Genomic DNA, 23,707 nt, shown 5'->3' with positions numbered 1-23,707 from the left:
TTAAAAATACAGCTATACTATGCGAATCGGGTTCAATCCAAATAAAGATAAGATAAAAGAAGCAGCTAAATTCTTTCATCAGGTTGTCATTCCTGTGTACATACCGGATCAGGAAGGTTATTTTAAAGACAGTTTTAAGATTTTAGAATATTGTCTTGAATCCCTGTTTAAAACAATTCATCCCAAAACATATATTACTGTTGTCAATAACGGAAGTCATACTCTAATTAGTGATTACCTCAACCGGCTTCAGAAAGACGGAAAAATTCAGGAAGTGATCCATAGTACCAATATCGGAAAACCTAATTCTATTATAAAAGGTATAGCAGGACATAATTTTCCTTTTATTACCATTGCAGATTCCGATGTACTTTTCTTAAACGACTGGCAAAAAGAGAGCTATGATATTTTTGAAAAATTTCCAAAAACAGGAGCAGTTTGTCCCACTCCTTCTTCAAGATCTTTGAAAAATCATACCTTCAATATTTGGTTCGAATTACTGTTTTCGAAATCACTTTTTTTTACAAAAGTCAAAAATCCTGAGGCCTTAAAAGCCTTTGCAGCAAGCGTTGGGAATCCGAAAATATATAGTGATATTCACCTTCAAAAATACCTGACTGTTTCTAATAGCGATTTTAAAGCGGTTGTGGGTGCCGGGCACTTTATCACTACGTACAGAAAAGAAGTTTTTGAAAAAAGCGATATGAAACATTCGGATTTTATGCTGGGTGGTGAAACCGAAGGGAAATTACTGGATTTTCCCGTAGTAAAAAAAGGAATGTGGCGACTTTCCACAGCAGATAATTTTGCGTATCACTTAGGAAATGTCGAAGAAGACTGGATGCGTAAAACTTTTCAAGAAATAAAACCAAATGACTTTTTTCCTCAGGAACCGATTGTTTTAAAAAAAATAAAATCGTCAAAAATGGCCTTTTTATTAAAATATAAATTATTCGCCAGGATCATAACACAAAAAAAAATATGGTATTATTGCCTCAAATTAAAAGGGCTTTCTCTGGCAGAGGCAATACAATACGATCAAAAACATGGATAATGCTATTAAAGTAATCCTTATTTCTCAGGCACCGCTTCCTTTTTCAAAGATTGGAAGCTGGACTACCCTTTATAAAAATTATCTGGAAGGGAAACATAAAATTGATGGTATCGTTTGCCCGAAACCAGAAAACTCATACAAGACAATACAATATAGTTTTGTCAATTTTACTTTCTGGCACAAATTGCAGCGTAAATTTTTAAAGAAAAAAAATCAGGAATATTTTCAGGCGCTTAATAAGCTGATCGTTCCTAATGAAAAATACATCATTCAGATTGTAGATAATTACGGGATGGTGAAACCGCTTAAAAATTATCTGGTTTCAAAAGGAATTGCTGACCGCTGTTATATTCAGTTTTTCTATCACGGGTATTTACCCTATACACAAAAAGATTCGAAGGATTTTTATGAGGCCATCGATGAAATGGTTTTACTTACTCACGATAGTTACAGGCAGCATAAAAATCAGGTTAGTATTTTGCCGGGTTATTTTTCGGTACTGCACAACGCTATTGATACTCAAAAATTCACTAAGATTTCCGAATTAGAAAAAACAAAACTAAAAAGAGAGTTAGGTTTCAATGCTAAAAAAGTGTTTGTCTGGTGCTCGCAGGACAGGCCGAAAAAAGGTCTGAATTTAATTTTAAATGTCTGGAAGGAAATTTACGGGCTGCACAAAAATATCGTTTTGGTAGTGATAGGCTCTGATCCGCGCGAAGAAACTGAAGGCGTATTATTTTTAGGCAGAATCCCCAACGATGAGCTTCCTAAATATTACCAGGCTTCCGATTGTTATCTTTTTCCAACCTTATGCCAGGAAGGTTTCGGGCTTAGCCTGATAGAAGCTTTACATTGTGGTAATTATTGCATTGCATCAGCCCTCGGAGGTGTTCCCGAAGTTTTGCAATATGGTAAACTTGGAAAATTAATCGAAAATCCTCATTCCATTGCTGAATGGGAAAACGCCATAAACGAATTTCTGGAAGGAAACTTTGAAACCCCTAAATTTCCGGATGATTTGTATGCGATGCAAAACTGGAATGAAGGCATGAATGAAATTATTGAAAAAGCTAAAAACAAATTAAAAAATAAAGAAAATTAAAGCATGAGATTAGACCAGTTGACTTTTACAAGATTTCTTGCCGCCATTTCCATTGTTGCATTCCATTACGGCGGAAAAAGTTTTGTGTTTAATAATGATTATGTTAGTTTCATCGTCAATAATGCCGATCTATGTGTAAGCTACTTTTTTATCTTATCGGGTTTTGTAATGATGATAGCTTACGGAAACAAATCAGCTATTTCCGCTAAGGATTATTTCAGAAACAGGTTTGCCAGAATCTACCCGTTGTATTTTTTGGCGCTGCTAATGATGCTTTTTCTGCAAATTCGAATCCAAAGTGTAGACGTATCAGCTTTCTTGTTAAACTTTTTTATGATTCAGTCCTGGGTTCCGGCTAAAGTTTTAACAGGTAATCCTCCCGGATGGTCATTATCTGTCGAATTGATATTCTATCTGATCTTTCCTTTTGTTTTGAACTGGCTTTTTACTAAATTCTCCTTTAAAAGAATTTCGGTATACATCATTTCGTTTTGGATTTTAAGTCAGGTCGTTTTCAATGTATTTTTCTCTCTGTACGGACATGGTGAATCTGAAAGCATATCCAGATTTTTAAAATTCAATCCTGTAATGCACCTAAATGAATTTTTGATTGGAAATCTTGCCGGTTTCTTTTTTGTCAAAAAAATGCAGCATAAGGAAAAAAATTATGATTTCCAGATTTTGGGATTAGTGGCCCTGATTATTCTGGCCCTGAAATTCCCCTTAAGCTTAAATTTTCATAACGGATTACTGGCCGTGTTTTTTATTCCCCTGATATTTTGCATCGCACTAAACAATGGATTTATAACGCAACTGTTCAAAAAAAGAGCCTTTGTTTTTTTAGGTGAGATCAGTTTTGGAATTTATATTTTTCAGCATCCCATCTATTGTTTAATAAGCGCCTATACCGTAAATAAATATTTGCACCTAACCGATCCGACAATCGTCTTTTTTATCAGATTTTTTATTTTAATTATTTTCTCTGCAGTAGTTTATATCTATATCGAGAAACCTATTCAGAATAAAATAAAAATTAAAAATAAACCCGTACTGGCCTAAATTAAAGAAGAGCAATAAAAGAATGTAAACAGAATATGAGAATAGACCAATTAACCTTTACCAGATTTCTGGCTGCAGTTTCAATTGTTATCTTTCATTATGGTGGCGGAAGCATTTTTACAGAGAATCCGCAGCTGGCATTTATTTTTCAGAATGCAAACATCAGTGTGAGTTATTTTTTTATACTCTCAGGATTTGTGATGGTTATTGCATACGGGAATAAACCTTTTGTTCCCTTCATAGCGTATTTTAAAAACAGGTTTGCAAGAATTTACCCTTTGTATTTTTTGGCTGTAATCCTGGTAATTTTTGTACAGTTAAAAGCTGCCGAATTTGATTTCTCCGGATTTTTTTTAAATATTTTCATGGTTCAGGCCTGGATTCCGGGAAAAGCGCTTTCGTTTAATTTTCCGGCCTGGTCCTTATCCGTCGAAGTGTTGTTTTATGCCATTTTTCCTTTTGTGTTTAATGAAGTGTATAAAAAAATAGCTTTGAAACGAATTTCAATGGCTATCGTTTTATTTTGGATCTTTACTCAAATAGTAACAAATGTATTATTTGTAAATTTTGGAGCGAGTGATTCCATGTATATGAAGGACTTTATACTCTACAATCCGTTATTACACCTCCACCAGTTTTTAGCAGGGAATCTGGCCGGACTGCTTTTCATAAAGTATCTGAATGAAAAGAAAAGAAATTACGATTTGTTAATTCTTGTGTTTGCTGCTTTGGTCATTTTAGCCCTAAAATTTCCATTTGGATTCAACCTGCACAGTGCATCGGCTTTACTTTTTGTTCCATTGATACTTTTAATCTCACTTAATACAGGAGTAATTACCCAATTATTTCAAAAGAAACTATTTGTATTCTTAGGGGAGATTAGTTTTGGGGTCTACATTCTGCAATACCCGGTTTGTTTTTTTATAAGCAATTACAGGATTAAAAAATACCTGCATATTGAGGATTTGAACGTTTCTCTTCTGATAAGAGTGGGTATACTGATTCTGATTTCTTCCATAACATATATTTATATTGAAAAACCGATTCTGGAGAAAGTGAAAGGAAACAAAAAAAGTCTGACGCTATCTGAAAATCCCGTTTAATAAAAATAAAAAAAATGAAAACGATAGCACTAATACCGGCTCGTGGAGGTTCCAAAAGAATTCCCGATAAAAATATCCAGGTTTTGGGAAGCCTGCCTTTGCTGGCACATTCTATTTTATATGCGCAGCAAAACAGCGACATAATTGATGAGGTATATGTTTCAACAGATAATGAAGAAATAAAAAAAACAGCACTGCAATTTGGCGCAAAAGTAATTGACAGGCCAGCCGCTATTTCGGGTGATTTAGAGCCTACGGTTTCTGCTTTGAGACATGCTTTGGAAGCTATTCAAAGTAATGCTATTGAAAACGTGATTTTGCTTCAGGCGACCAATCCGTTACGGCCAAAGAATCTGATAGCCGAAACTTTTGAAGCCTATCAAAAAGGAAACTTTGACAGTTTATTTACCGTTACCCGGAACCATCAGAAATTCGGAAAGATCATAGACCGGAAATTTATTCCGTTTAATTATACCATTGGCCAGCGAAGCCAGGATTTAGAGCCGCTTTTCTTTGAAAACGGATTAGTATACATCACAAAAGCATCCTTAATTAGGAATGATATTATTATTTCAGAAAATGCTTTTCCATTCGAAGTAAATCATATTTTTGCACAACTTGATATTGATACCCCGGAAGATTTTGACTATGCGGAGTATCTATTTCAAAAACAGTTATAACATAAAAATACCATTCCTTTTATGAACCCATTTATAGAAATTGCCGGTAGAAAAATCGGACCCGATTTTCCACCCTTAGTTATTGCCGAAATAGGAATTAATCACGAAGGTTCTCTTGTAGTTGCCAAAGAAATGGTTGATGCAGCACACAGAGCAGGCGTTGAGGTGGTAAAGCACCAGACACATATTGTGGAAGACGAAATGAGCGGCGCCGCAAAAAAAGTAATTCCCGGTAATGCAGATGTTTCTATTTATGAAATCATGGAACGCTGTTCCCTTAATGAAGCTGAGGAGTTGGAACTTAAAGAATATGTGGAAAGTAAAGGAATGATCTTCATCTCGACACCATTTTCACGCGCAGCAGCAGAACGATTAAAGAAATTTGATATTCCCGCTTACAAAATTGGTTCCGGAGAATGTAACAATTACCCTTTATTAGAACATATCGCTTCTTTTGGCAAACCTGTCATTTTAAGTACCGGTATGAATACCATAGAAAGCATTCAGAAAGCAGTAGCGATTTTCGATAAACATCAAATTCCTGTTGCTTTACTGCACACTACAAACCTGTATCCAACACCCATACATCTGGTGCGTTTTGGCGCGATGACCGAGCTGCACCAGGCCTTTCCCGATAAAGTATTCGGACTGAGTGATCATACCCTAAATAACAATGCCTGTCTTGGTGCTGCTGCTCTTGGAGCCAGTATTTTAGAGCGGCATTTTACAGACCATATGCAACGAACTGGTCCGGATATTGTTTGCAGCATGGATGAAAAAGCCTGCGGAGAATTAATTGTATCCAGTGCCGAAATAGCCTTAATGCGCGGCGGGACAAAAAAACCGGCATTAGAAGAACAAGTCACCATTGATTTTGCCTTTGCAACAGTTTGCGCCATCGCATCCATTAAAGAAGGAGAAAAACTATCTAAAGAAAATATTTGGGTAAAACGCCCGGGTACCGGTAAAATCCTGGCGGAACATTTCAATGATCTAATTGGAAAAGCAGCCACGAGAGATATAGAAAATGATGAGCAATTAGATTTTACTGATTTTCAATAATATAATTGTAGTATGATATCTATCGTTATTAGAAATAAAAATGAAGCCAGAGCTTTAGAAAATATTTTATCAATAATCACAAATGTTTATTCAGGAGATTATGATGAAATTATTATAGTCGATAATAACTCGACTGATGATAGCGTACAGATTGCCTCAAGGTACAAATGCAGAGTAGTGACCATAGAGAATTTTAGTTATGGACGGGCGACCAATGTTGGTATTGAAGCTGCGGTGTCAAAGTATGTTTTGCTTCTCAGTTCTCATGCGATTCCAATAGGGAAGAGTTTTTTTAGAAATACACTGGAAGCTTTAGAGCATAACGAAAATATTGCCGGAATCCGATATATAAACAGCATTGAAAATTATAAAAGAGCTGTTGAAAATAATTTTAAGATAGTAGAACCTTTAAAATATGGTTTAATGACCGGTTGCGCTTTAGTGAGCAAAGCGGCATGGGACCAGTTCAAATTTGATGAAGAACTGCTATTTAGCGAGGATAAAGAATGGTCAGAAAGAGTGGTCAACAATGGATTTCAACTTTTAGATTTGAATGAGACTTTTTTTTATTTTATAAAAAGAAGTGAAAAATCAAATGCTTTACGATATAAAAATGAAACGATCTCAGAATACCTTCTGCATAAAAAGAAGTTCCCGGGCCTCGTTACCATTATTCTTTCGTTTATAAAAAAAATTACCATTGTAAACACCAAAAGATATTGGAAGTTGGTAAGCTATGATTTTCTAATTTTAAAAGCTAAAATTGAAATCCGTAAAGAGTTAAAAAAGAAAGTCTCCAATTAATGAAAAAAATTCTTTTCCTAACCGGAACACGTGCCGATTTTGGCAAAATAAAATCTTTGATTTCAATTCTGGAGCAACAACCGGATTTTGAAGTCTTTGTATTTGTAACCGGTATGCATCTTCAGGAAATTTATGGCTATACCTTAATCGAAATTGAGCGTTGCAATTTTAAAAACGTATTTACTTTCGAAAATCACACGCACGAAACCACAATGGATCTGACTTTGGCGAAAACCATCGAAGGATTATCCCATTATTGTAAAATTATAAATCCCGATATGATTGTCGTACATGGTGATCGTGTCGAAACCCTCGCAGGTGCCATTGTGGGATCTTTGAATAATATTCTGGTAGCCCATATTGAAGGAGGAGAAGTTTCAGGTACCGTAGATGAATTAATCCGTCACAGCGTTAGCAAATTAAGCCACATTCATTTTGTGTCGAATAATGAGGCTGCGAAAAGGCTGATTCAGATGGGGGAAATAAAAGAATCTGTTTTTACCATTGGTTCACCCGATATTGATATTATGTTTTCGGATAAACTTCCTGATTTAGAAACCGCAAAAAAATATTATCAGGTTCCTTTTGAAAAATTTGCGATCGTAATGTTTCATCCCGTGACAACTGAATTTCAGGCCATGGAGGAATATACGACAGCTTTTGTCGATTGTTTGCTGCAGGACAACCATAATTATCTGGTCATTTTTCCTAACAATGATTTAGGAAGCCAGTTCATTCTGGATTCTTATGAAAGATTAAAACAAAATACCAGATTCAGGGTTTTTCCATCGCTTCGTTTTGAATATTTTCTGACCTTATTAAAAAACAGTCAGTTTATAATAGGTAACAGCAGCGCCGGAATTCGCGAAGCGCCGTATTATGGCATCCCTATCATTAATATCGGAACCCGTCAGCAGAACAGAGCCGTTCATGCCGATATTATCAATACTGATTATTCACAGGAAAGTATAAAAGAAGCCCTTTCTGTTATAGATTCGCACAAAGTTCAGGTAGCAACCAATGATTTTGGACAGGGAAACAGCAGCGAATTATTTTTGGATTCCCTAAAGAAAAACGATATTTGGCAGCTGAATCACCAAAAGCAGTTTAAGGATTTCTAATTTCACTTACATGAACGAAGTAAACGAAAAGTAAAATGAAACAGTTTCTGCGAAAAATAGCTTGGGTAATTCTTGGAAAAGGACATCTGGACTTTCTAAAAGGCCAAAATAAAACCTATTTGCATCAGGCAAAAAATGTATCCATTGGCTATAAAACCTATCACAATGGTGCGTTTGTGTGGCAGTGGCATCAAAACTCGGGATTAGAAATCGGGAAATACTGTTCTATTGCCAATGATGTTCATTTTATATTAGATTCTGGACATCATACGTTAAGTGAAGTGACAGCCTTTCCTCACTTTAATCATCTTGTCAATAAAGATTTGCCTATTGGTTCACAAACGCAGTCTGATTTTAAAAAAAATATAAAAACAGAGGAAAGTAAAACGATCCTTGGCAATGATGTGTGGATTGGAATGAATGCCATAATTTTGCCCAACGTAAAAATCGGGGATGGCGTTACCGTCCTTGCAGGTTCAGTGGTCACAAAAGATGTTCCGGATTATGCCGTTGTCGGAGGCATTCCGGCAGCAATTGTAAAAATGAAATACGATCTGGATACCATCGACAAAATGAAAAAAATACAATGGTGGCACTGGAGCCCGGAAAAAGTAGAAGAAAATGTGGGAGATTTTTATATCCCGATTCATGATTTCATTATCAAATGGCTTAAGTAATCCGGTTTTGGCAATAAACAGATTGCCGCTGTACTTTAATAATTAATTTAATTTATGTTTTTTAACTCCCTGGCGTTTGCTGTTTTTTTACCAGTCGTTTTTTTTCTCTATTGGTTTGTTTTCAATAAAACCAAAAGCACACAAAATGCTTTATTGATTGTTGCGAGTTATTATTTCTATTCCTGCTGGGACTGGAGGTTTTTATTCTTACTTGTTTTTTCAACTTTTCTGGATTATTATACCGGTATTCAGATTGAAAAAGGGAGGTCTGAAAAAAGCCGTAAATTTTGGTTTTGGCTGAGTATTTTAGTCAATTTAGGATTTCTGGGAATTTTTAAATACTATAACTTTTTTGCCGCTTCTTTTTCAGAATTATTAGGCTCAGTGGGAATTAAGGCCAGTCCGGTTTTATTGAATGTAATCCTGCCGGTCGGAATTTCATTTTATACGTTCCATGGATTATCCTATGTTATTGATATTTATTATAAGCGAATAAAAGCCGAATACAATTTTGTAGATTATTCGCTCTTTGTAAGCTATTTTCCACTTCTGGTGGCAGGTCCGATCGAAAGAGCGACACACTTATTGCCACAGGTAAAAGTAAAGCGGGAGTTTAATTTTCAGGTGGCGAAAGAAGGAATTTATCAAATCATCTGGGGATTGGTCAAGAAAGTAGTTATTGCAGATACCTGTGCTGTTTATGCCAATGCTATTTTTGATCATTATACTTCCATGAATACGTTCTCTCTTATTTTAGGGGCGGTATATTTTGCCTTTCAGATTTATGGTGACTTTTCAGGGTATTCTGATATTGCATTAGGCGTTTCGAAATTGTTTGGTCTGGACTTGTTGCGAAATTTCAATTACCCTTATTTCTCAAGAGATATTGCCGAGTTCTGGCGTCGCTGGCATATTTCGCTATCTTCCTGGTTTCGCGATTATCTTTATATTCCGTTGGGTGGCAGCAAAGGCGGTCTTTGGATGAAGATCAGAAATACCTTTATCATTTTTGTGGTCAGCGGATTCTGGCACGGAGCCAATTGGACCTATGTAGTATGGGGATTTATAAATGCTGTTTATTTCCTTCCCCTGCTTTTATCCAACAGCAACCGAAACAATATGGACGCTATTCAGCTGAAATTTAATTTCGATTCGGCAAAAGTACTGCTGAGTATTCTCTATACCTTTTCGCTGACCTGCATAGCCTGGATCTTTTTTAGGGCTAAATCGATAACAGATGCTGTTCTGTATTTAAAACGTATGATTACCAGCAGGGATTTTAGTTTCCAGTATTTAGACAACGGACGTTACAGTTATGAACTGCTGCTAATGATTGTTCTGTTTGTTTTGGTGGAATGGAACAACAGAAATAAAATCGAACCGCTATCGGGCAAAAGAAGCCTTTTGAAACTGTCACTGGCGATAGCAGCAATACTCGCTCTCGGAACCTATTCAGATTATAAAGAATTTATATATTTTCAGTTTTAATGAAGAAATTTTTAATTTATACGGTTAAAATTATAGTCATAACCGCTTTGTCAGCCGTTGTACTGGACGGGCTGTATACAGCCATTTATATGCAATCCAGAAACCGTGGTAAGGTGGAGACGGTTGTCAATTCAACAGCTAAAAAATACGATGTCGTAATTCTGGGCTCGTCACGTGCCAATAATCATTTTGTATCACAAATGTTTGAAGACAAAGGGTTAAAAACCTTTAATTACGGAATGAGTGGCGGCCATCTGTTTGAAGCTTCACTGATGCTGAAATTAATGATTGAAAGAAAATATCAAATTAAGAATATAATTCTGGAAGCCGATTTAAATCTTTCCGGTGAAAAAAAGTCAGAAGGAATCTCAGCCTTATTTTTACCTTACATCCATAACTCTGAAACAATCAGGAAACACTTTGAAAACGAAGAGGATTTCTGCGAGTTGTATTATATTCCGTTTTACAGATATATAAAATATGATGAAAAAATCGGATTTAGAGAAGCTCTGTTTACGGTAATTCATAAAAAGACTTCCATGCTCGATAATTTAGGCTACTACCCCCTTTTTAAAACGAAAGGCGCAAATATGAAAAATAACATTGTTAACCTGAATCCGCTTCCGCATAACAAATACTATGAAGAAATTAAGAGTCTCTGCAAAGCCAATAATATTAATTTTATAGCCGTAATGACACCAATGTGTGAGAATGTAAAAGGAATCAACTATTTTGACAAAGTAAAAAAAGCCTATCCTGAAATTCTTAACTATGAAAATGTAGTGGTCGAAAATAAATATTTTTCTTCCTGCGGGCATATGAACGATACCGGAGCGAAGCTTTTTACGGCGAGAATTATAAATGACTTTTTTGTCAAAAAATAATTCAGCCCGATTTTAGGAATTATAAGTTAATGATGGAATTTATACTGTCTTTTAGTAAATTTTAAATGGAGAAAAATAAAATTTTATTGCTCTTTCCGGATGGAGTCGGAATTAGAAATTACCTGTATGCTGATGTTTTTAAAGACATGCAGGAGGATTTGGTGTTGTTCCATAATTTTGATCCTGAAACCGTAAATGCGATTAAAGACAATGTTATCCTTGATGACGAAATCACTATTCCTGCTTACAAAGAATCCGCCAGAGAGAAATTTTTAAGAGAATTGATTTGTCTTTGCAGATTGTATCACAATACCCAAAAAGTAAAAAATACCTCCCTGCTCACCAATTGGAACTGGAACCAAAATACATTTTCGAAAAAAGTTTTTTATAAGCTTATTGAAGCAGCAGCTCCGTTTTTCAGGAAATATTCCAGTATTCTCAAATTAGAAAAACACTATCAGAAAGCCATCCGTCAGAATGTTTTTTATGATGAGGTCAAAGGGATTTTAAAGAAAGTGCAGCCCGGTGTTGTTTTTTGTTCCCATCAGCGCGCTTTAAAAGTAGCCGGCATTTTTGCAGCCGCAGCAGACTTAGGAATTAAAACAGCAACGGTAATTTATTCCTGGGATAATTTACCTAAGGCCCGAATGGCCCTAAGGGCAGATCATTACCTGGTCTGGTCGGATTATATGAAAGCGGAATTACAATTGTATTATCCGGAAATTCCGGTAAAGAGCATTAAGGTTACGGGAACGCCTCAGTTTGAGTTTTATGCAGCTGAAAAAAACAGAATCGATAAAGAAACGTTCTATAAGAGCTATAATTTAGACCCAAAGAAAAAAATTATTTGTTTTTCCGGTGACGATACTAAAACATCTCCCGATGATCCGGCCTACCTGAATGATATTGCAGAAGAACTGACAAAAGCCAGTCTGCAGGAGGAATATCAGATTTTGTTTAGAAGATGTCCTGTAGATTTTTCGGGCAGATATGATGCGGTCGTAAAAAAATATAAAGATCTGATAAAAGAAGCCGCGCCTTTGTGGTATTTTAATACCGCAAACGAATGGAATACTGTTTATCCATCCATTGAAGATGTAAAACTACTGATTAGTACTGCTTTTTACTCAGACATTGTGGTAAATGTGGGCTCGACTATGGCCTTTGATTTTGCCATGTTTAATAAACCATGTGTGTTTATCAATTACGATCAGGAAAAGAAAAAGGTGAAAGACTGGTCGGTAAACACGATTTATCAATTTCAGCATTTTAAAAGTATGCCTGATCAAAGTGCCGTTATCTGGCTGAACAATAAACAGGAAATTGTAGAAAAGGTAACGCTGCAAAAGAGTTGTAGTCCGGCTATGATCGAATGGAAAAATATTGTGCTGGAAGATTATCAAAATGCCTCGGTAAAAATAAAGGAAATCATTAAAGCCAATTAAAATGCACATCTGCTTCTTAACAAACGAATATCCAAAAGAAGGATTTCCACATGGCGGAATAGGAAGTTTTGTAAAAACTTTAGCGGTGGCGCTGGTTAAAAACGGAATTAAAGTTTCTGTAATTGGCTTGAACTATACTTCAGAGAATCAGGAGGAAACTATAGACGGAGTTCCTATTTATCGTTTGAAAAGAAGCAGCGTAAAAATAATTTCCTGGTACTTTAATTTTAAAGCCATTAATAAAAAGATAAAGGAAATTCATAAAGAAAATCCAATCGATATTGTTGAAACTTCCGAACTGGGCCTTGCGTTTATAAAAAAAATAAAAGGGATTAAATACAGTATCAGACTTCATGGAGGACATCATTTCTTCGCTGAAAGTGAAAACAGGAAAGTGAATAAATGGAAAGGATTTCAGGAAAAGAGGTCTTTTAGTAAAAGTGATGCTTTTATTGCCGTTTCACAGTTCGTAAAAAAGCATACTGAAAAATATTTAAGCTATCATAATAAACCATTGGCCTATATCAATAATCCGATAAATACGGAATTATTTCAACCGATTAAAACAGAAGTGTCCGAAACCAGAATTGTTTTCGTGGGTACAGTTTGCGAAAAGAAAGGAATCCGCCAGTTAATACAAAGCTTTCCTTTCGTAAAAAAAGCTTTTCCTGACGCGATATTAGACATTTATGGCAGGGATTGGTTTTTTCCCGATGGAAGTTCCTATGTGGAAATGCTGAAAGAAAAAGAGTTGCCTCTTTTAGGGAAAGCAATAGTAAAAGATATTCATTTTCATGGGGCAATACCCTTTACCGATATTCCACTCGTATATGCAAATGCTTCAGTATGTGTATTCCCATCACATATGGAAACGCAGGGCCTGGTAGCGCCGGAAGCCATGGCGATGGAAAAAGCAGTTATCTTTACCAAATTAGGCCCGGGACCGGAAACGATAGAGAATTATAGAACAGGATTATTATGTGATCCGCATGATCCTACCGATATTGCTGAAAAAATCATCTGGGTTTTTTCTAATAAAGAAAAGGCAAAAGAAATAGGCCAGGCAGGAAGGCAATCGGTTCTTGCAAAATATGGATTGGAGCATATAGTGCATCAGAATATCGATTTTTTCAAGTATTTACTTCAATAAAAATAGTGCAATGCAGGAGCTGCAAAAAAGTTTACCTATAATTTTAATTTGCTTTAAATGAAACTGGAATTACCGTACTGGACTTCTCATCACAACATGATACTATATTCATTACTCTATTTTTGTGAGCAAAATGATCAGGTTTTTGATGTTTCTTTTAATGCAAAAATTGCTACGGGCGGCGCTATACTGTACAGCAATAAGCAGATGATTTTTTTAGATTATTCAGATAATATGCTATTCATTGATAATCCTGAAAAATATGATTTTTATTTTAAAAGATCATTGCTGTTTCAGGACTATAAAGAAAATGTACATCCGCTCAATCTTCAGGTGAACTTTTCGTATAAAGCGCTAAAACTTTTAATGAAGTTCAACTTTAAGGATCTTATAAATAAAACAAACCGAACAGAAATTGTGCGTGCCATGGATTATTTTAACCTGGTTACCAATTTATCGCATAATGCAATGGATGTAAGGAGTTTTCCGAAAAAGGCAGCAGACAATAACGGGAAAATCATTTTTCATTCGAGACTATGGAATCCGGATAATAATGCTGACCTGGATGAAAAAATAAGAAGACAGAGCCAGAATGAATTTCGTATTGAAGCCTGCAGGATTATAAAAAGCAATTTCAAAAATGTTTCAGTAGGTATATTTCCCGATGAATTAGCAAAGAAAATTGCCCCGGAACTGCTTTTAGATATAAAAAGTACCTCTAAAAAAGAATATTTTAAATCTTTACGAAATGCAGATATAGGGATTGCAGATGACGGATTGAAAGATACTCCGGGATGGAAAATAGGAGAGTACCTATTGTTTGGAAAAGCAGTTGTGACCACTCCATTAAATACAATTGTAGATGATTTTAAAGAGCATATTAACTTTGAAAAGGTTCAGAATCGCAGTGCCTATTCAGAATTACCGGAAAAAATCGAATACTTACTCTCAGGTAAAAGATATTTGGAAGTAGCAGAAAATAATCTGAAATGGAGTGAAAGCTACTTGCATCCAAAAAATTATATCAGTAGAATATTGACCATTACAAAAAATACGCTTTAGTGCCAAAATCAATGAAATTTACCGTAATCACACATGTCAGCCATACCAAAAAGGACAACCAGTATTTTGGTTATGCGCCCTACGTGAGAGAAATGAACGTTTGGCTGAAAAATGTTGATGAATTAATTCTTGTTGCGCCGATAAGCCCTAAAAGCCCAACCTTGATTGATTTGCCGTATGAACATGGTAAAATCGATTTTAAGGAAGTCCCCGATTTTAGTCTTACGAGTTTTAAGGAGATCTTAAAAACCGTATTTAAATTGCCCATTATTTTCTGGAGGGTTTTTTGGGCGATGAAAAAAGCCGATCATATTCATTTGAGATGTCCCGGAAATATGGGCCTGATGGGCTGTCTGGTTCAGGTTTTATTTCCACATAAAGAAAAGACCGCTAAATATGCCGGGAATTGGGATCCGCAAAGCAAACAGCCCTGGACTTATAAATTGCAAAAGTACATTTTAAGCAATGTTTTTTTGACCCGAAACATGAAGGTTTTGGTCTATGGCGACTGGAAAAATAAAACCAAAAACATAGTACCGTTTTTTACGGCTACGTATTTAGAATCAGAGAAAACTGTCGTTCAGAAAGAACCTTTTACTACAGGAATAGAATTTGTTTTTGTCGGAAGCCTGGTGGAAGGTAAAAATCCTTTATATGCGATACAACTGGTGGAGCACTTGGCAAAAAAAGGATTTGATGTAAGTTTAAATGTATACGGCGATGGCATTCTAAGAAATAGTTTAGAAGCATACATTAAAAATAAGCAATTGGAAAATACGGTCTTTTTACATGGGAATCAAAATCAGGATACGATAAAACAGGCCCTTCAGAAAAGCCATTTTGTGGTACTGCCCTCTAAAAGCGAAGGCTGGCCCAAAGCGATTGCCGAGGGAATGTTCTGGGGATGTTTTCCCGTTGCAACAAAAGTTTCCTGTGTTCCCTTTATGCTTGCTGATGAAGAACGGGGTTTGTTGCTGGAAATGAATGTAGAGCAGGACGTTCTTAAACTGGAAAAAGTAATAAAAGACGAATCGGACTATACACTTAAAAGCCAAAAGGCGATGGTTTGGTCACGAGAATATACTTTAGAGGTCTTTGAAAAAGAAATAAACAAAATATTACATCATGAAGCATAGCTTAAAAACCAATATCTTTAAAGTTCTTTCCGTGTTGCCTGATCGTCTTGGATATGGGGTATATCATTTTTTGCAAAATATTGGAGGCAAATTAACGCTGGATGATAAAATTCGTTCTACAAACGATAGCTATCAAACGATATTGAGAATCTTGCGTGATAATAATATTAGTGCTGAAGGGACAAAAATTGCGGAACTAGGTTCAGGCTGGGTGCCTATTTTTCCATATCAGTTAATTTTGGATGGAAAAGCCAGACAGGTAGATACGTATGATATAAACGAGCACTATAGTGTAAAAGAAGTGGAGAAACTGAATAACTATTACAGCTCAAAATATACTATTGAAACAGAGCGTAAAAGTAAATACCCGCTGCTTAAAAACATTTTTTATTATCCTAAAACCGATATTTGCAACGGAGATCTTAAAGAGGTAGACCTGATAGTATCGAGATTTGTTCTGGAACATGTGCCTCCGGGTGAAATTACCAGAATGCATCAGTTTATGCTGGCTAATTTAAAATCAGGCAGCCATATCCTGCATTTGATTTCTCCCAGTGATCACAGGGCATATCAGGATTCGTCATTGTCATTACAGGATTTCCTGAAATACAGTGAAGCAGAATGGAATCAGATACAGACTAAATTTGACTACCATAACAGACTGAGGCTTCCGCAGTATTTAGCGCTTTTTCAAAAGGATTTTGAAATCACTTTTTTTGAACACAGTAAGATCAATACGGAATCTGAAAGTTTTAAGAAATTCAGTAAATTAAAAATACATGACGATTTTAAAAATTTTACTGATGAAGAACTAATGGCAGGAAATATCAATATTTTACTGAAAAAGAAATAAATGAGGATTGTTCAGATTATAGATTCACTTGAAGCTGGCGGTGCTGAGCGTATGGCCATCAATTATGCCAATATTCTCGTGGATAAAATTGAATTCTCCGGGTTAGTGGCGACCAGAAAGGAAGGACAACTATTGAATCAGATAAATGAAAAAGTTTCGTATCTCTTTTTAAAAAAAGAAAAGAAAATCGATTTTAAAGCTGTTTTCAGATTAAGAAAATACCTGAAAAAGAACAAAATTGATACTATTCATGCGCACAGTTCTTCTTTTTTTACAGCTGTTTTGGTGAAGTTCACAATGCCGGGAATCAAAATAATATGGCACGATCACTATGGAAGCCGTCAAAAGGAATCAAAAAAGCAAAACCGGATTTTAGTTTTTGCGTCCTTCTTTTTTCATTCGATTTTTGTGGTGAATCTTCAATTGCTGGAATGGAGCAGAAAGAATATGAACTGTAAAAAAGTAATTTTTGTTCCTAATTTTGTTTTAGAACGAAATGAAAACCCGCAAATAACACAACTGAAAGGCGAAAATGGAAAAAGAATTGTTTTTTTGGCAAATCTTAAAAAGCCAAAAAATCATATTTCTATTGTTAAAGCTTTTAACGATTTGAAATTAAATGAATCCGGCTGGAGTCTGCATTTGATTGGAAAAGATTATTTTGATCCCTATTCTAAGGAATTAAAAGACTTTATAAAATCTAATTCATTAGAAAATCATATACATTTGTGCGGAGAAAAAAAGGATGTAAAATATATTCTCTCACAAGCGTCAGTGGGTGTTTTAGCTTCTACTCAGGAAGGATTTCCGGTAACATTACTTGAATATGCTGCTGCTAAACTGGCAGTAGTTTCCACAAATGTGGGGTATTGTTCCGAGCTTATTCAAAGTGAATTTAACGGATTGTTATTTAATCCTTTAAGCGATTCTGAAATAAAACAACAGTTAGAAAAAATAACCGGAAGTGAAGCACTTAGAGCAATTTTAGCTAATAACTTAAATGAAACACTGGTTAAGGAATATTCGCAAAAAAACATAGTTGAAAAGCTTATACAGGCTTATAAAAAATAAATAGATGAAAAAAACCTCATTATCTTATGTTCACTTAATTGCATTTCATGCGTTTATAGGAGTGTTGGTTTTTGTTTTGCCTTTTATGGCTAAAATTTACACCATAGCTATTTTTGTTTTTGGCCTTTTTTATATTGTTAAAAACAGGAATACAAATAATGAAGTTCTGGTCATGTCGGCTTATGTAGTAGGGGCAGAGGTACTCTTAAGGATGACAAATGGAGTGCTTTTAAATGAATTCGGTAAATATGCCGTAATGACCTTTATGTTTATCGGCATTGTTTATTCTGGTTTTTCCAGGAAGGCAATGATATACTGGATCTTTTTTTTACTTCTTATTCCGGGAATTATAATATCTGTTTTTTCTTTAAACTTTGATACTGATATCAGGAAAGCAATCGCTTTTAATATCTCGGGCCCGGTTTGTCTGGGAATTTCTGCTATTTATTGTTATCAGAGAAGAATAACTTTTGACAGATTGAAAACAGTCATATCGGCTTTTTGCTTTCCATTGATTTCTATTGCAGTTTATCTTTTTTTGTATTCTCCAAGTGTGAGGGACGTTGTTACAAGCACAGAATCTAATTTCGCCACTTCAGGCGGATTTGGTCCCAATCAGGTATCTACCATTTTGGGATTGGGAATTTTTGTCTTTTTTGTACAGTTATTATTAAATTCGAAAGGCAGATTTTTGATCGCGTTGAATGCTATCCTTGTTATGGTTTTTGCTTTTAGGGGAATTGTTACTTTTTCCAGAGGAGGAGTAATGACAGGCGTTGTTATGATTATTTTGCTTTTAATGATATTGTATTATCAGGGAAATGCTGTAGCTAAGTCAAAAATTGGATTGATTATGTTAATGACATTTTTGGCAGGAATCGGGGTTTGGGGATATTCTTCGTTTCAAACCAGCGGATTGATCAATAAAAGATACTCCAATCAGGATGCTTTAGGAAGAGTTAAAAAAAGTAAATTATCAGGCAGGGAAACCCTTATCGCTTCAGAACTTCAGATGTTTGTGGAAAACCCTGTTTTTGGTGTAGGTGTCGGAAGAAACAAAGAGATTAGAAAAGAGGAAACGGGAATTGAAGCAGCATCTCACAATGAAATTACGAGAATGGTGGCGGAGCACGGAACTTTGGGTATAATCAATCTAATGATTTTATTATTTACGCCATTATTGTTATTTGTGAATAACCGTCAAAATATATTTGCCCTTTCTTTTATGGCTTTCTGGCTGTTAACCATTAATCATGCCGCCATGAGAATGGCTGCTCCTGCGTTTGTTTATGCTTTGGCACTTCTTTTGGTCCAAATCAAGATTCCTGAAAAACCTGAAAATTCACTTGATTAAATCCTTTTTTTTATAATACATTTGCTTCGAGTTAATTACCCCAAATTAAACTGTAGAACTAATGTTTTTAAATAAAAAAATTCATTTCGAGATATCGGAACGGAAAGTACTGCTTCATATATTAGATGCAGTATTTGTCCTCGGTACACTTTTTTTGCTAAGTGTAACCACTGATTTTAAATACTTTATATTTTCAAATGCCAATTATTATTGGGAAATCGTATTGATCTTTTATATATACATGTTCGGATCTATTTTCGAAATGTATAATTTACAGGTCGCCAGCAATCAGTTTCAAATTCTTAAAAGCACCATCTTTACGGTAAGCACAACCGTAATTTTTTATTTACTGACGCCCATTTTATCACCGGAATTGCCTAAGCACAGAAGTGCAATTGTGATATTTTATTTTACGGTTCTTTTTTCCCTGTTAATCTGGCGATACTTGTACGTCTATTTCCTGGCTTCTCACCGGTTTATCCAAAATGTTGTTTTAATATGTAATCAGAATCAGTTGGAAGAATTGGTTTTGGGACTTGAAAATGTAGATCCGCATTATAAAATAGTGGGATTTGTAAACTCAGATTCCGTTTCTAATGAAAACTTAGATTTTCATTATATAAAAGAAATCAAAAAGGAAGATCTGGAAGATTTTGTTTCAAAAAACAGCATCTCGGAAATTGTAATTGCTTCCCAGAACACTGATGGGATCACCACAGATTTGTATCAGACCATATTACATTTATTAGAATCCGGAAACGTAATTAGAGAATATACGCAGGTTTACGAAAGTAAAACACAACGTATTCCCGTACACTATATTTCACGCGATTTTTATCGGTTTTTCCCTTTTAGCCGAAGCAATAACAATAAATTATACCTGTTTTTAGTACGCTTTCTTGAATTCCTGTTTTCATCTATTGGTTTGTTAATCTGTTTAGCCCTTATTCCTTTTATTTTTATTGGAAATAAAATCGGGAATAAAGGAAGCTTGTTTTACACGCAGGAAAGAGTAGGTAAAAACGGAGTTATTTTTAAAATCTATAAGTTTAGAACAATGGTTGAAAACTCGGAATCGGAAGGAGTGGTTTTTGCAACTTCAAATGATAAACGAATTACGCCATTTGGAAAATTTATGCGTAAATCCAGAATAGATGAATTGCCGCAGTTTTTCAATGTCATTATTGGAGATATGGCCGTAATCGGACCAAGGCCCGAGCGTCCGTTTTTTGTTCAAGAAATTGCGCAGCGAATGCCTTTTTACGAAACAAGACACGTTATAAAACCAGGCCTTACCGGCTGGGCACAGGTTAATTATTCGTATGGTGAGTCCATAGAAGAAAGTCTGATAAAATTGCAGTATGATTTGTATTATATCAAGCACAGAAGTGTTTTTCTGGACGTGAGTATTACTTTTAAAACCATCACAACAATTGTATTCTACCGGGGACAATAATTTTAGATAATAATCGGAATACGCTTTTTATTTCGAATCGCGACTCTTACCAGAACAAAACCACTTGTAATTATCATGGGCAGGACAATTAAAAAGTGTGCCTTATTAATCATAAAGATGGCATAAACGACAAGGAAAATTAAATGTAAAACAGAAAAACGGTACGTCCATCTTTTGTTTTTTGCAATAGAAAGAAAAATTAAGATCAGTAAAAAAGGACTCAATAAAAGCGTGTTGTAATTCATCGAAAGTTCGAGGTGAAGCGAATAAAATCCGACAATAACAAAAAGGATTCCGATTAACGACAAGATCAAAAGGTAAATCTTGTCTACTGTTTTATTATGAGCTAAAACAACAAAAGCCAGTATAAAAAGATATGTATACACATTATTCCACCAGGAGGAAGGCGTTTCTTTTTCGAAACTTAAAATAGTCTTGCTTTTGCTCACCAAAGGCTGGTTTTGGAAAGTAGTTTTTTCTAAACTGTTCTTTAACTCAAAAGGTAAAAATATTTTCGTTCCCAATTGATCGACTTTTGTACCAAAAATAATGCTGGTGCCCAGTTTTTCATAAAAATGCCCGTCAAAGTACGGGTATAAAATAGATCGGTACGTGATGTCTGTGTCTCCCTTTTTTACAACTGCATCCTGTCCTAAAGTAGAATTGATCACATCTACTACCATCGAAGTACAGTTCTTGTCAATAAATTTATAAGTATAATAACGATCTTCAGAAAACAGAGTGCTGTTTAATTTATCAAAAAGAGCTTGTTTCAAATCAGGAGAAATCAGTAATTCCTGCTCATAAACGCTTCTTTTTTCATAGGTATAATCACTTAAAAATTCAGGAAATGAGCGTGCACTTACAAAATATTGTAAGTCACCTTTTGCAAATTTTGCCACGAAATTGGGAGTCCTGAAATCAAAATTGCCATAATTATAAACGACATCAATATTATTTACCGGATCAGCTACGCGAATAGCAGTATGACCAAAAAAGGAATAGCTTTCGTTGCCGAGACCACAGGTAATAACGCTTATTTTAGCTTCTTTTGATAAGGGTAAGTTTTGGCTGAAACCACTAGTAAAACTTAATAATAGAGTAAAAAGTGTTATTTTGAAAATGACTTTTTTCATGATTTAAAATTTTAAGAAGTTCAATGGTTTGTAATTATTATCTAAAGATACCTAAATCTACTTTTAATGAAAAAATATTAGAGTACAAAGCAGTGCTCTGATTGCCCAGATCGGTCAAAGCATAATCGACCTGAATGCCTTTGTATTTGAAACCCAAACCAATATTGGGTTGAAAATTTATTTTTTCACTGTTGTCTAACTGCGTCACATTCTGGAAATTTCCTGCTCCTGCCCTTAAAAAAACTAAGTCAGTATAACCAAATTCAAAACCCACAGCAGGATCTATACTGACCACTTTTGATGAAATAATATCGTTCGTCTGTTCAAAACGCATGTTCAGGTTTGTTGCAACCAAAAGGCTGTAATCATTATGAAATTCAATTTTTCTGGATACGCCCAACTGTGCTTTTGGTAAAGTGATCTCAGTGCTTTCCGGCAACTCATTATTTTCTCCCGGAATAGCATTGGATATTTTTTTATATTCCTCCTCATCAATATTCCATACATTATAAGTCGTGGTAATATCGCGAAGCATCAAGCCAAATTTCCAGTCGTTTTTTTCGAATTGTAGGCCAAAATCAAAACCAAATCCCCAGGAATTGGCAAACTTTCCAATGATACGGCGAATCACTTTTGCATTTACACCATATTGAAATCCTTCTACAGGTAATTTCCTGGCGTATGAAAATGTAAAACCATAATCGGCCGTTGAAAAAAGACTAATTCGGTTGTAATCAATATTTCCCTGATTGTCGATTAATTCGGTCGTGTCCATAATATCATCAACCCCAAAACGAATCATCGAAATTCCCCAGGCACTTCTGTCATCAATCGGACTTGCATAGCCTATATAGTCATATTGCGCGATGTTGGCAAAATAATTGGCATGCATTAGTGAAATCTGATGATCTTCAAGATGTGTCAGACCCGCAGGATTCCAATAAACGGAGTTTACATCGTTTGTCGAGGCAACAACAGCGCTCGACATTCCAAGGGCAGCAGCGTCAACACCAATATTCATAAACTCATTCGAATATTTTCGAACAGCCTGCGCATATTGTGCGGTACAACTCCCTAATAATAAAAGCACGAAAAGTTTTTTCAACGGATATTTTTTTGTAAACCGGGGTCTGTTTTAATTTTTACCAAAAATATAATATTTTACGCATCTAAATTTATGGATTTTGATAAATATTGCGAAAGTCGGAATCTCGGGTAAAAAACTCCGTAAAAAAGATATTTTAGATTCACTTATTGTACTAAATTTGTTGCTCACCATTATCAAAATTTATAAAGATGAATATTAAAAAACACATTCCTAATTTAATTACATTAATCAATCTTTTTTGCGGTTGCATAGCAGTTGTTTATGTTTCTGAAGCCAATTATTTAATGGCTTTTTACATGGTTTGTTTAGGTATCTTTTTTGATTTTTTTGATGGGTTTTTTGCCAGATTGTTTAAAGTTTCCAGTCCGCTTGGACTGCAATTAGATTCTCTGGCGGATATGGTGACCAGCGGAGTAGTGCCGGGTTATGTAATGTTTAGCTTGTTTTCGAACAGCGCACATGAATTGGGTACAAATCCTTTCATTCCCTTTTTAGGTTTCATCGTTACACTGGGTTCCTGCTACAGACTGGCTAATTTTAATATCGATACGCGTCAGACAGATTCTTTTATCGGTTTGCCGACACCGGCCAATGCCTTGTTTATTTTAAGTCTGCCTCTGGTGATCGAATTTTCAGATTCTTTAATAATGCTTGAAATTTTAACGAACCAATGGGTTTTACTTTTTATTACATTGCTAAGCGCTTATATTCTAAATGCTGAAATTCCCTTATTTTCATTGAAAATTAAGAAGTTTAATTTTAAAGACAATGCTTTACAAATGTCTTTCTTATTGATTTCTTTTGTTTTGTTGGTATTGCTTCATTACATCGCGGTTCCTGTAATCATCGCTTTTTATGTGTTGTTGTCGGTAGTAAATAATATGTTTCTGAAAAAGTAGTTT

Annotated in this window: 22 protein-coding genes; 20 read left to right on the top strand and 2 right to left on the bottom strand. The window is 35.2% G+C overall.

The features are described from left to right. The first annotated feature begins 19 nt into the window (after window positions 1-19). From GJU43_RS05530 to GJU43_RS05440, 19 genes are all read left to right on the top strand, one after another. Window positions 20-1,054, top strand: a complete 1,035-nt coding sequence (locus tag GJU43_RS05530) for a glycosyltransferase family A protein (RefSeq protein WP_154339823.1) — start codon at window positions 20-22, stop codon at window positions 1,052-1,054. Next, on the top strand, window positions 1,047-2,156 hold the full coding sequence (locus GJU43_RS05525) for a glycosyltransferase family 4 protein (RefSeq protein WP_154339822.1): 1,110 nt from the start codon (window positions 1,047-1,049) through the stop codon (window positions 2,154-2,156). Before GJU43_RS05530 ends, GJU43_RS05525 begins: the two co-directional genes overlap by 8 nt. 3 nt (window positions 2,157-2,159) lie before the next feature. Beyond that, window positions 2,160-3,215, top strand: a complete 1,056-nt coding sequence (locus tag GJU43_RS05520) for an acyltransferase (protein ID WP_154339821.1) — start codon at window positions 2,160-2,162, stop codon at window positions 3,213-3,215. A gap of 35 nt (window positions 3,216-3,250) precedes the next feature. Beyond that, window positions 3,251-4,318 carry an acyltransferase gene (locus GJU43_RS05515; RefSeq protein WP_154339820.1) on the top strand — a complete coding sequence of 356 codons (1,068 nt, stop codon included), beginning with the start codon at window positions 3,251-3,253 and terminating at the stop codon, window positions 4,316-4,318. Window positions 4,319-4,332: 14 nt separating this feature from the next. Further along, on the top strand, window positions 4,333-4,998 hold the full coding sequence (locus GJU43_RS05510) for a cytidylyltransferase domain-containing protein (RefSeq protein WP_154339819.1): 666 nt from the start codon (window positions 4,333-4,335) through the stop codon (window positions 4,996-4,998). Window positions 4,999-5,019: 21 nt separating this feature from the next. Next, a complete protein-coding gene (locus tag GJU43_RS05505; protein ID WP_154339818.1) occupies window positions 5,020-6,060 on the top strand; it encodes an N-acetylneuraminate synthase family protein in 1,041 nt (346 codons plus the stop codon). A gap of 12 nt (window positions 6,061-6,072) precedes the next feature. After that, a complete protein-coding gene (locus GJU43_RS05500; protein ID WP_154339817.1) occupies window positions 6,073-6,864 on the top strand; it encodes a glycosyltransferase family 2 protein in 792 nt (263 codons plus the stop codon). Beyond that, window positions 6,864-7,985, top strand: coding sequence for a UDP-N-acetylglucosamine 2-epimerase (gene neuC, locus GJU43_RS05495; protein WP_154339816.1), 1,122 nt, complete (start codon window positions 6,864-6,866; stop codon window positions 7,983-7,985). Before GJU43_RS05500 ends, neuC begins: the two co-directional genes overlap by 1 nt. Before the next feature lie 35 nt (window positions 7,986-8,020). Then, window positions 8,021-8,662, top strand: coding sequence for a CatB-related O-acetyltransferase (locus tag GJU43_RS23200; RefSeq protein ID WP_154339815.1), 642 nt, complete (start codon window positions 8,021-8,023; stop codon window positions 8,660-8,662). Window positions 8,663-8,716: 54 nt separating this feature from the next. Next, on the top strand, window positions 8,717-10,150 hold the full coding sequence (locus tag GJU43_RS05485) for an MBOAT family protein (RefSeq protein WP_154339814.1): 1,434 nt from the start codon (window positions 8,717-8,719) through the stop codon (window positions 10,148-10,150). Then, window positions 10,150-11,034, top strand: a complete 885-nt coding sequence (locus tag GJU43_RS05480; RefSeq protein ID WP_154339813.1) for a hypothetical protein — start codon at window positions 10,150-10,152, stop codon at window positions 11,032-11,034. The genes GJU43_RS05485 and GJU43_RS05480 overlap by 1 nt, the downstream gene beginning before the upstream one ends. 65 nt (window positions 11,035-11,099) lie before the next feature. After that, entirely contained in the window at window positions 11,100-12,479 is a 1,380-nt protein-coding gene (locus GJU43_RS05475; RefSeq protein ID WP_154339812.1) for a hypothetical protein, read from the top strand. A gap of 1 nt (window position 12,480) precedes the next feature. Continuing rightward, window positions 12,481-13,629: a glycosyltransferase family 4 protein gene (locus tag GJU43_RS05470; protein ID WP_154339811.1), complete on the top strand. Its 1,149-nt coding sequence runs from the start codon at window positions 12,481-12,483 to the stop codon at window positions 13,627-13,629. A gap of 57 nt (window positions 13,630-13,686) precedes the next feature. Then, the gene (locus GJU43_RS05465; protein ID WP_154339810.1) at window positions 13,687-14,691 is read left to right on the top strand and encodes a hypothetical protein; all 1,005 of its coding nucleotides are present in this window, start codon (window positions 13,687-13,689) and stop codon (window positions 14,689-14,691) included. Between the two features lie 11 nt (window positions 14,692-14,702). Next, entirely contained in the window at window positions 14,703-15,827 is a 1,125-nt protein-coding gene (locus GJU43_RS05460) for a glycosyltransferase family 4 protein (RefSeq protein ID WP_154339809.1), read from the top strand. Further along, window positions 15,817-16,680, top strand: a complete 864-nt coding sequence (locus GJU43_RS05455; RefSeq protein WP_154339808.1) for a hypothetical protein — start codon at window positions 15,817-15,819, stop codon at window positions 16,678-16,680. Before GJU43_RS05460 ends, GJU43_RS05455 begins: the two co-directional genes overlap by 11 nt. Next, on the top strand, window positions 16,681-17,751 hold the full coding sequence (locus GJU43_RS05450) for a glycosyltransferase (RefSeq protein ID WP_154339807.1): 1,071 nt from the start codon (window positions 16,681-16,683) through the stop codon (window positions 17,749-17,751). A 4-nt stretch (window positions 17,752-17,755) separates the two neighbouring features. Next, a complete protein-coding gene (locus GJU43_RS05445) occupies window positions 17,756-19,105 on the top strand; it encodes an O-antigen ligase (RefSeq protein ID WP_154339806.1) in 1,350 nt (449 codons plus the stop codon). A 61-nt stretch (window positions 19,106-19,166) separates the two neighbouring features. Continuing rightward, window positions 19,167-20,561, top strand: coding sequence for a sugar transferase (locus GJU43_RS05440; protein ID WP_154339805.1), 1,395 nt, complete (start codon window positions 19,167-19,169; stop codon window positions 20,559-20,561). A gap of 2 nt (window positions 20,562-20,563) precedes the next feature. Here the strand turns inward: GJU43_RS05440 and GJU43_RS05435 are convergent, their stop codons facing one another. Together GJU43_RS05435 and GJU43_RS05430 are read right to left on the bottom strand one after the other, a co-directional pair. Then, window positions 20,564-21,697, bottom strand: a complete 1,134-nt coding sequence (locus GJU43_RS05435; RefSeq protein WP_154339804.1) for a DUF4105 domain-containing protein — start codon at window positions 21,695-21,697, stop codon at window positions 20,564-20,566. Between the two features lie 37 nt (window positions 21,698-21,734). Continuing rightward, window positions 21,735-22,802 carry a PorV/PorQ family protein gene (locus GJU43_RS05430; RefSeq protein WP_255473784.1) on the bottom strand — a complete coding sequence of 356 codons (1,068 nt, stop codon included), beginning with the start codon at window positions 22,800-22,802 and terminating at the stop codon, window positions 21,735-21,737. A 191-nt stretch (window positions 22,803-22,993) separates the two neighbouring features. On the opposite strand from GJU43_RS05430, the gene GJU43_RS05425 reads away from it, so the two are divergent. Further along, window positions 22,994-23,704, top strand: a complete 711-nt coding sequence (locus tag GJU43_RS05425; RefSeq protein WP_154339803.1) for a phosphatidylcholine/phosphatidylserine synthase — start codon at window positions 22,994-22,996, stop codon at window positions 23,702-23,704. The last annotated feature ends 3 nt before the right edge of the window (window positions 23,705-23,707 follow it).

The sequence above is a fragment of the Flavobacterium sp. LC2016-23 genome (assembly GCF_009674775.1).
GTDB lineage: Bacteria > Bacteroidota > Bacteroidia > Flavobacteriales > Flavobacteriaceae > Flavobacterium.
Note: the sequence above shows the minus strand (reverse complement) of the source record. Positions and strands in the feature narration are given on the sequence as shown.

Coding starts and splice junctions, on each gene's coding strand:
- GJU43_RS05530 (WP_154339823.1), top strand. CDS start 20: ATGCGAATCGGGTTCAATCCAAATAAAGATAAGATAAAAGAAGCAGCT.
- GJU43_RS05525 (WP_154339822.1), top strand. CDS start 1,047: ATGGATAATGCTATTAAAGTAATCCTTATTTCTCAGGCACCGCTTCCT.
- GJU43_RS05520 (WP_154339821.1), top strand. CDS start 2,160: ATGAGATTAGACCAGTTGACTTTTACAAGATTTCTTGCCGCCATTTCC.
- GJU43_RS05515 (WP_154339820.1), top strand. CDS start 3,251: ATGAGAATAGACCAATTAACCTTTACCAGATTTCTGGCTGCAGTTTCA.
- GJU43_RS05510 (WP_154339819.1), top strand. CDS start 4,333: ATGAAAACGATAGCACTAATACCGGCTCGTGGAGGTTCCAAAAGAATT.
- GJU43_RS05505 (WP_154339818.1), top strand. CDS start 5,020: ATGAACCCATTTATAGAAATTGCCGGTAGAAAAATCGGACCCGATTTT.
- GJU43_RS05500 (WP_154339817.1), top strand. CDS start 6,073: ATGATATCTATCGTTATTAGAAATAAAAATGAAGCCAGAGCTTTAGAA.
- neuC (WP_154339816.1), top strand. CDS start 6,864: ATGAAAAAAATTCTTTTCCTAACCGGAACACGTGCCGATTTTGGCAAA.
- GJU43_RS23200 (WP_154339815.1), top strand. CDS start 8,021: ATGAAACAGTTTCTGCGAAAAATAGCTTGGGTAATTCTTGGAAAAGGA.
- GJU43_RS05485 (WP_154339814.1), top strand. CDS start 8,717: ATGTTTTTTAACTCCCTGGCGTTTGCTGTTTTTTTACCAGTCGTTTTT.
- GJU43_RS05480 (WP_154339813.1), top strand. CDS start 10,150: ATGAAGAAATTTTTAATTTATACGGTTAAAATTATAGTCATAACCGCT.
- GJU43_RS05475 (WP_154339812.1), top strand. CDS start 11,100: ATGGAGAAAAATAAAATTTTATTGCTCTTTCCGGATGGAGTCGGAATT.
- GJU43_RS05470 (WP_154339811.1), top strand. CDS start 12,481: ATGCACATCTGCTTCTTAACAAACGAATATCCAAAAGAAGGATTTCCA.
- GJU43_RS05465 (WP_154339810.1), top strand. CDS start 13,687: ATGAAACTGGAATTACCGTACTGGACTTCTCATCACAACATGATACTA.
- GJU43_RS05460 (WP_154339809.1), top strand. CDS start 14,703: ATGAAATTTACCGTAATCACACATGTCAGCCATACCAAAAAGGACAAC.
- GJU43_RS05455 (WP_154339808.1), top strand. CDS start 15,817: ATGAAGCATAGCTTAAAAACCAATATCTTTAAAGTTCTTTCCGTGTTG.
- GJU43_RS05450 (WP_154339807.1), top strand. CDS start 16,681: ATGAGGATTGTTCAGATTATAGATTCACTTGAAGCTGGCGGTGCTGAG.
- GJU43_RS05445 (WP_154339806.1), top strand. CDS start 17,756: ATGAAAAAAACCTCATTATCTTATGTTCACTTAATTGCATTTCATGCG.
- GJU43_RS05440 (WP_154339805.1), top strand. CDS start 19,167: ATGTTTTTAAATAAAAAAATTCATTTCGAGATATCGGAACGGAAAGTA.
- GJU43_RS05435 (WP_154339804.1), bottom strand. CDS start 21,697: ATGAAAAAAGTCATTTTCAAAATAACACTTTTTACTCTATTATTAAGT.
- GJU43_RS05425 (WP_154339803.1), top strand. CDS start 22,994: ATGAATATTAAAAAACACATTCCTAATTTAATTACATTAATCAATCTT.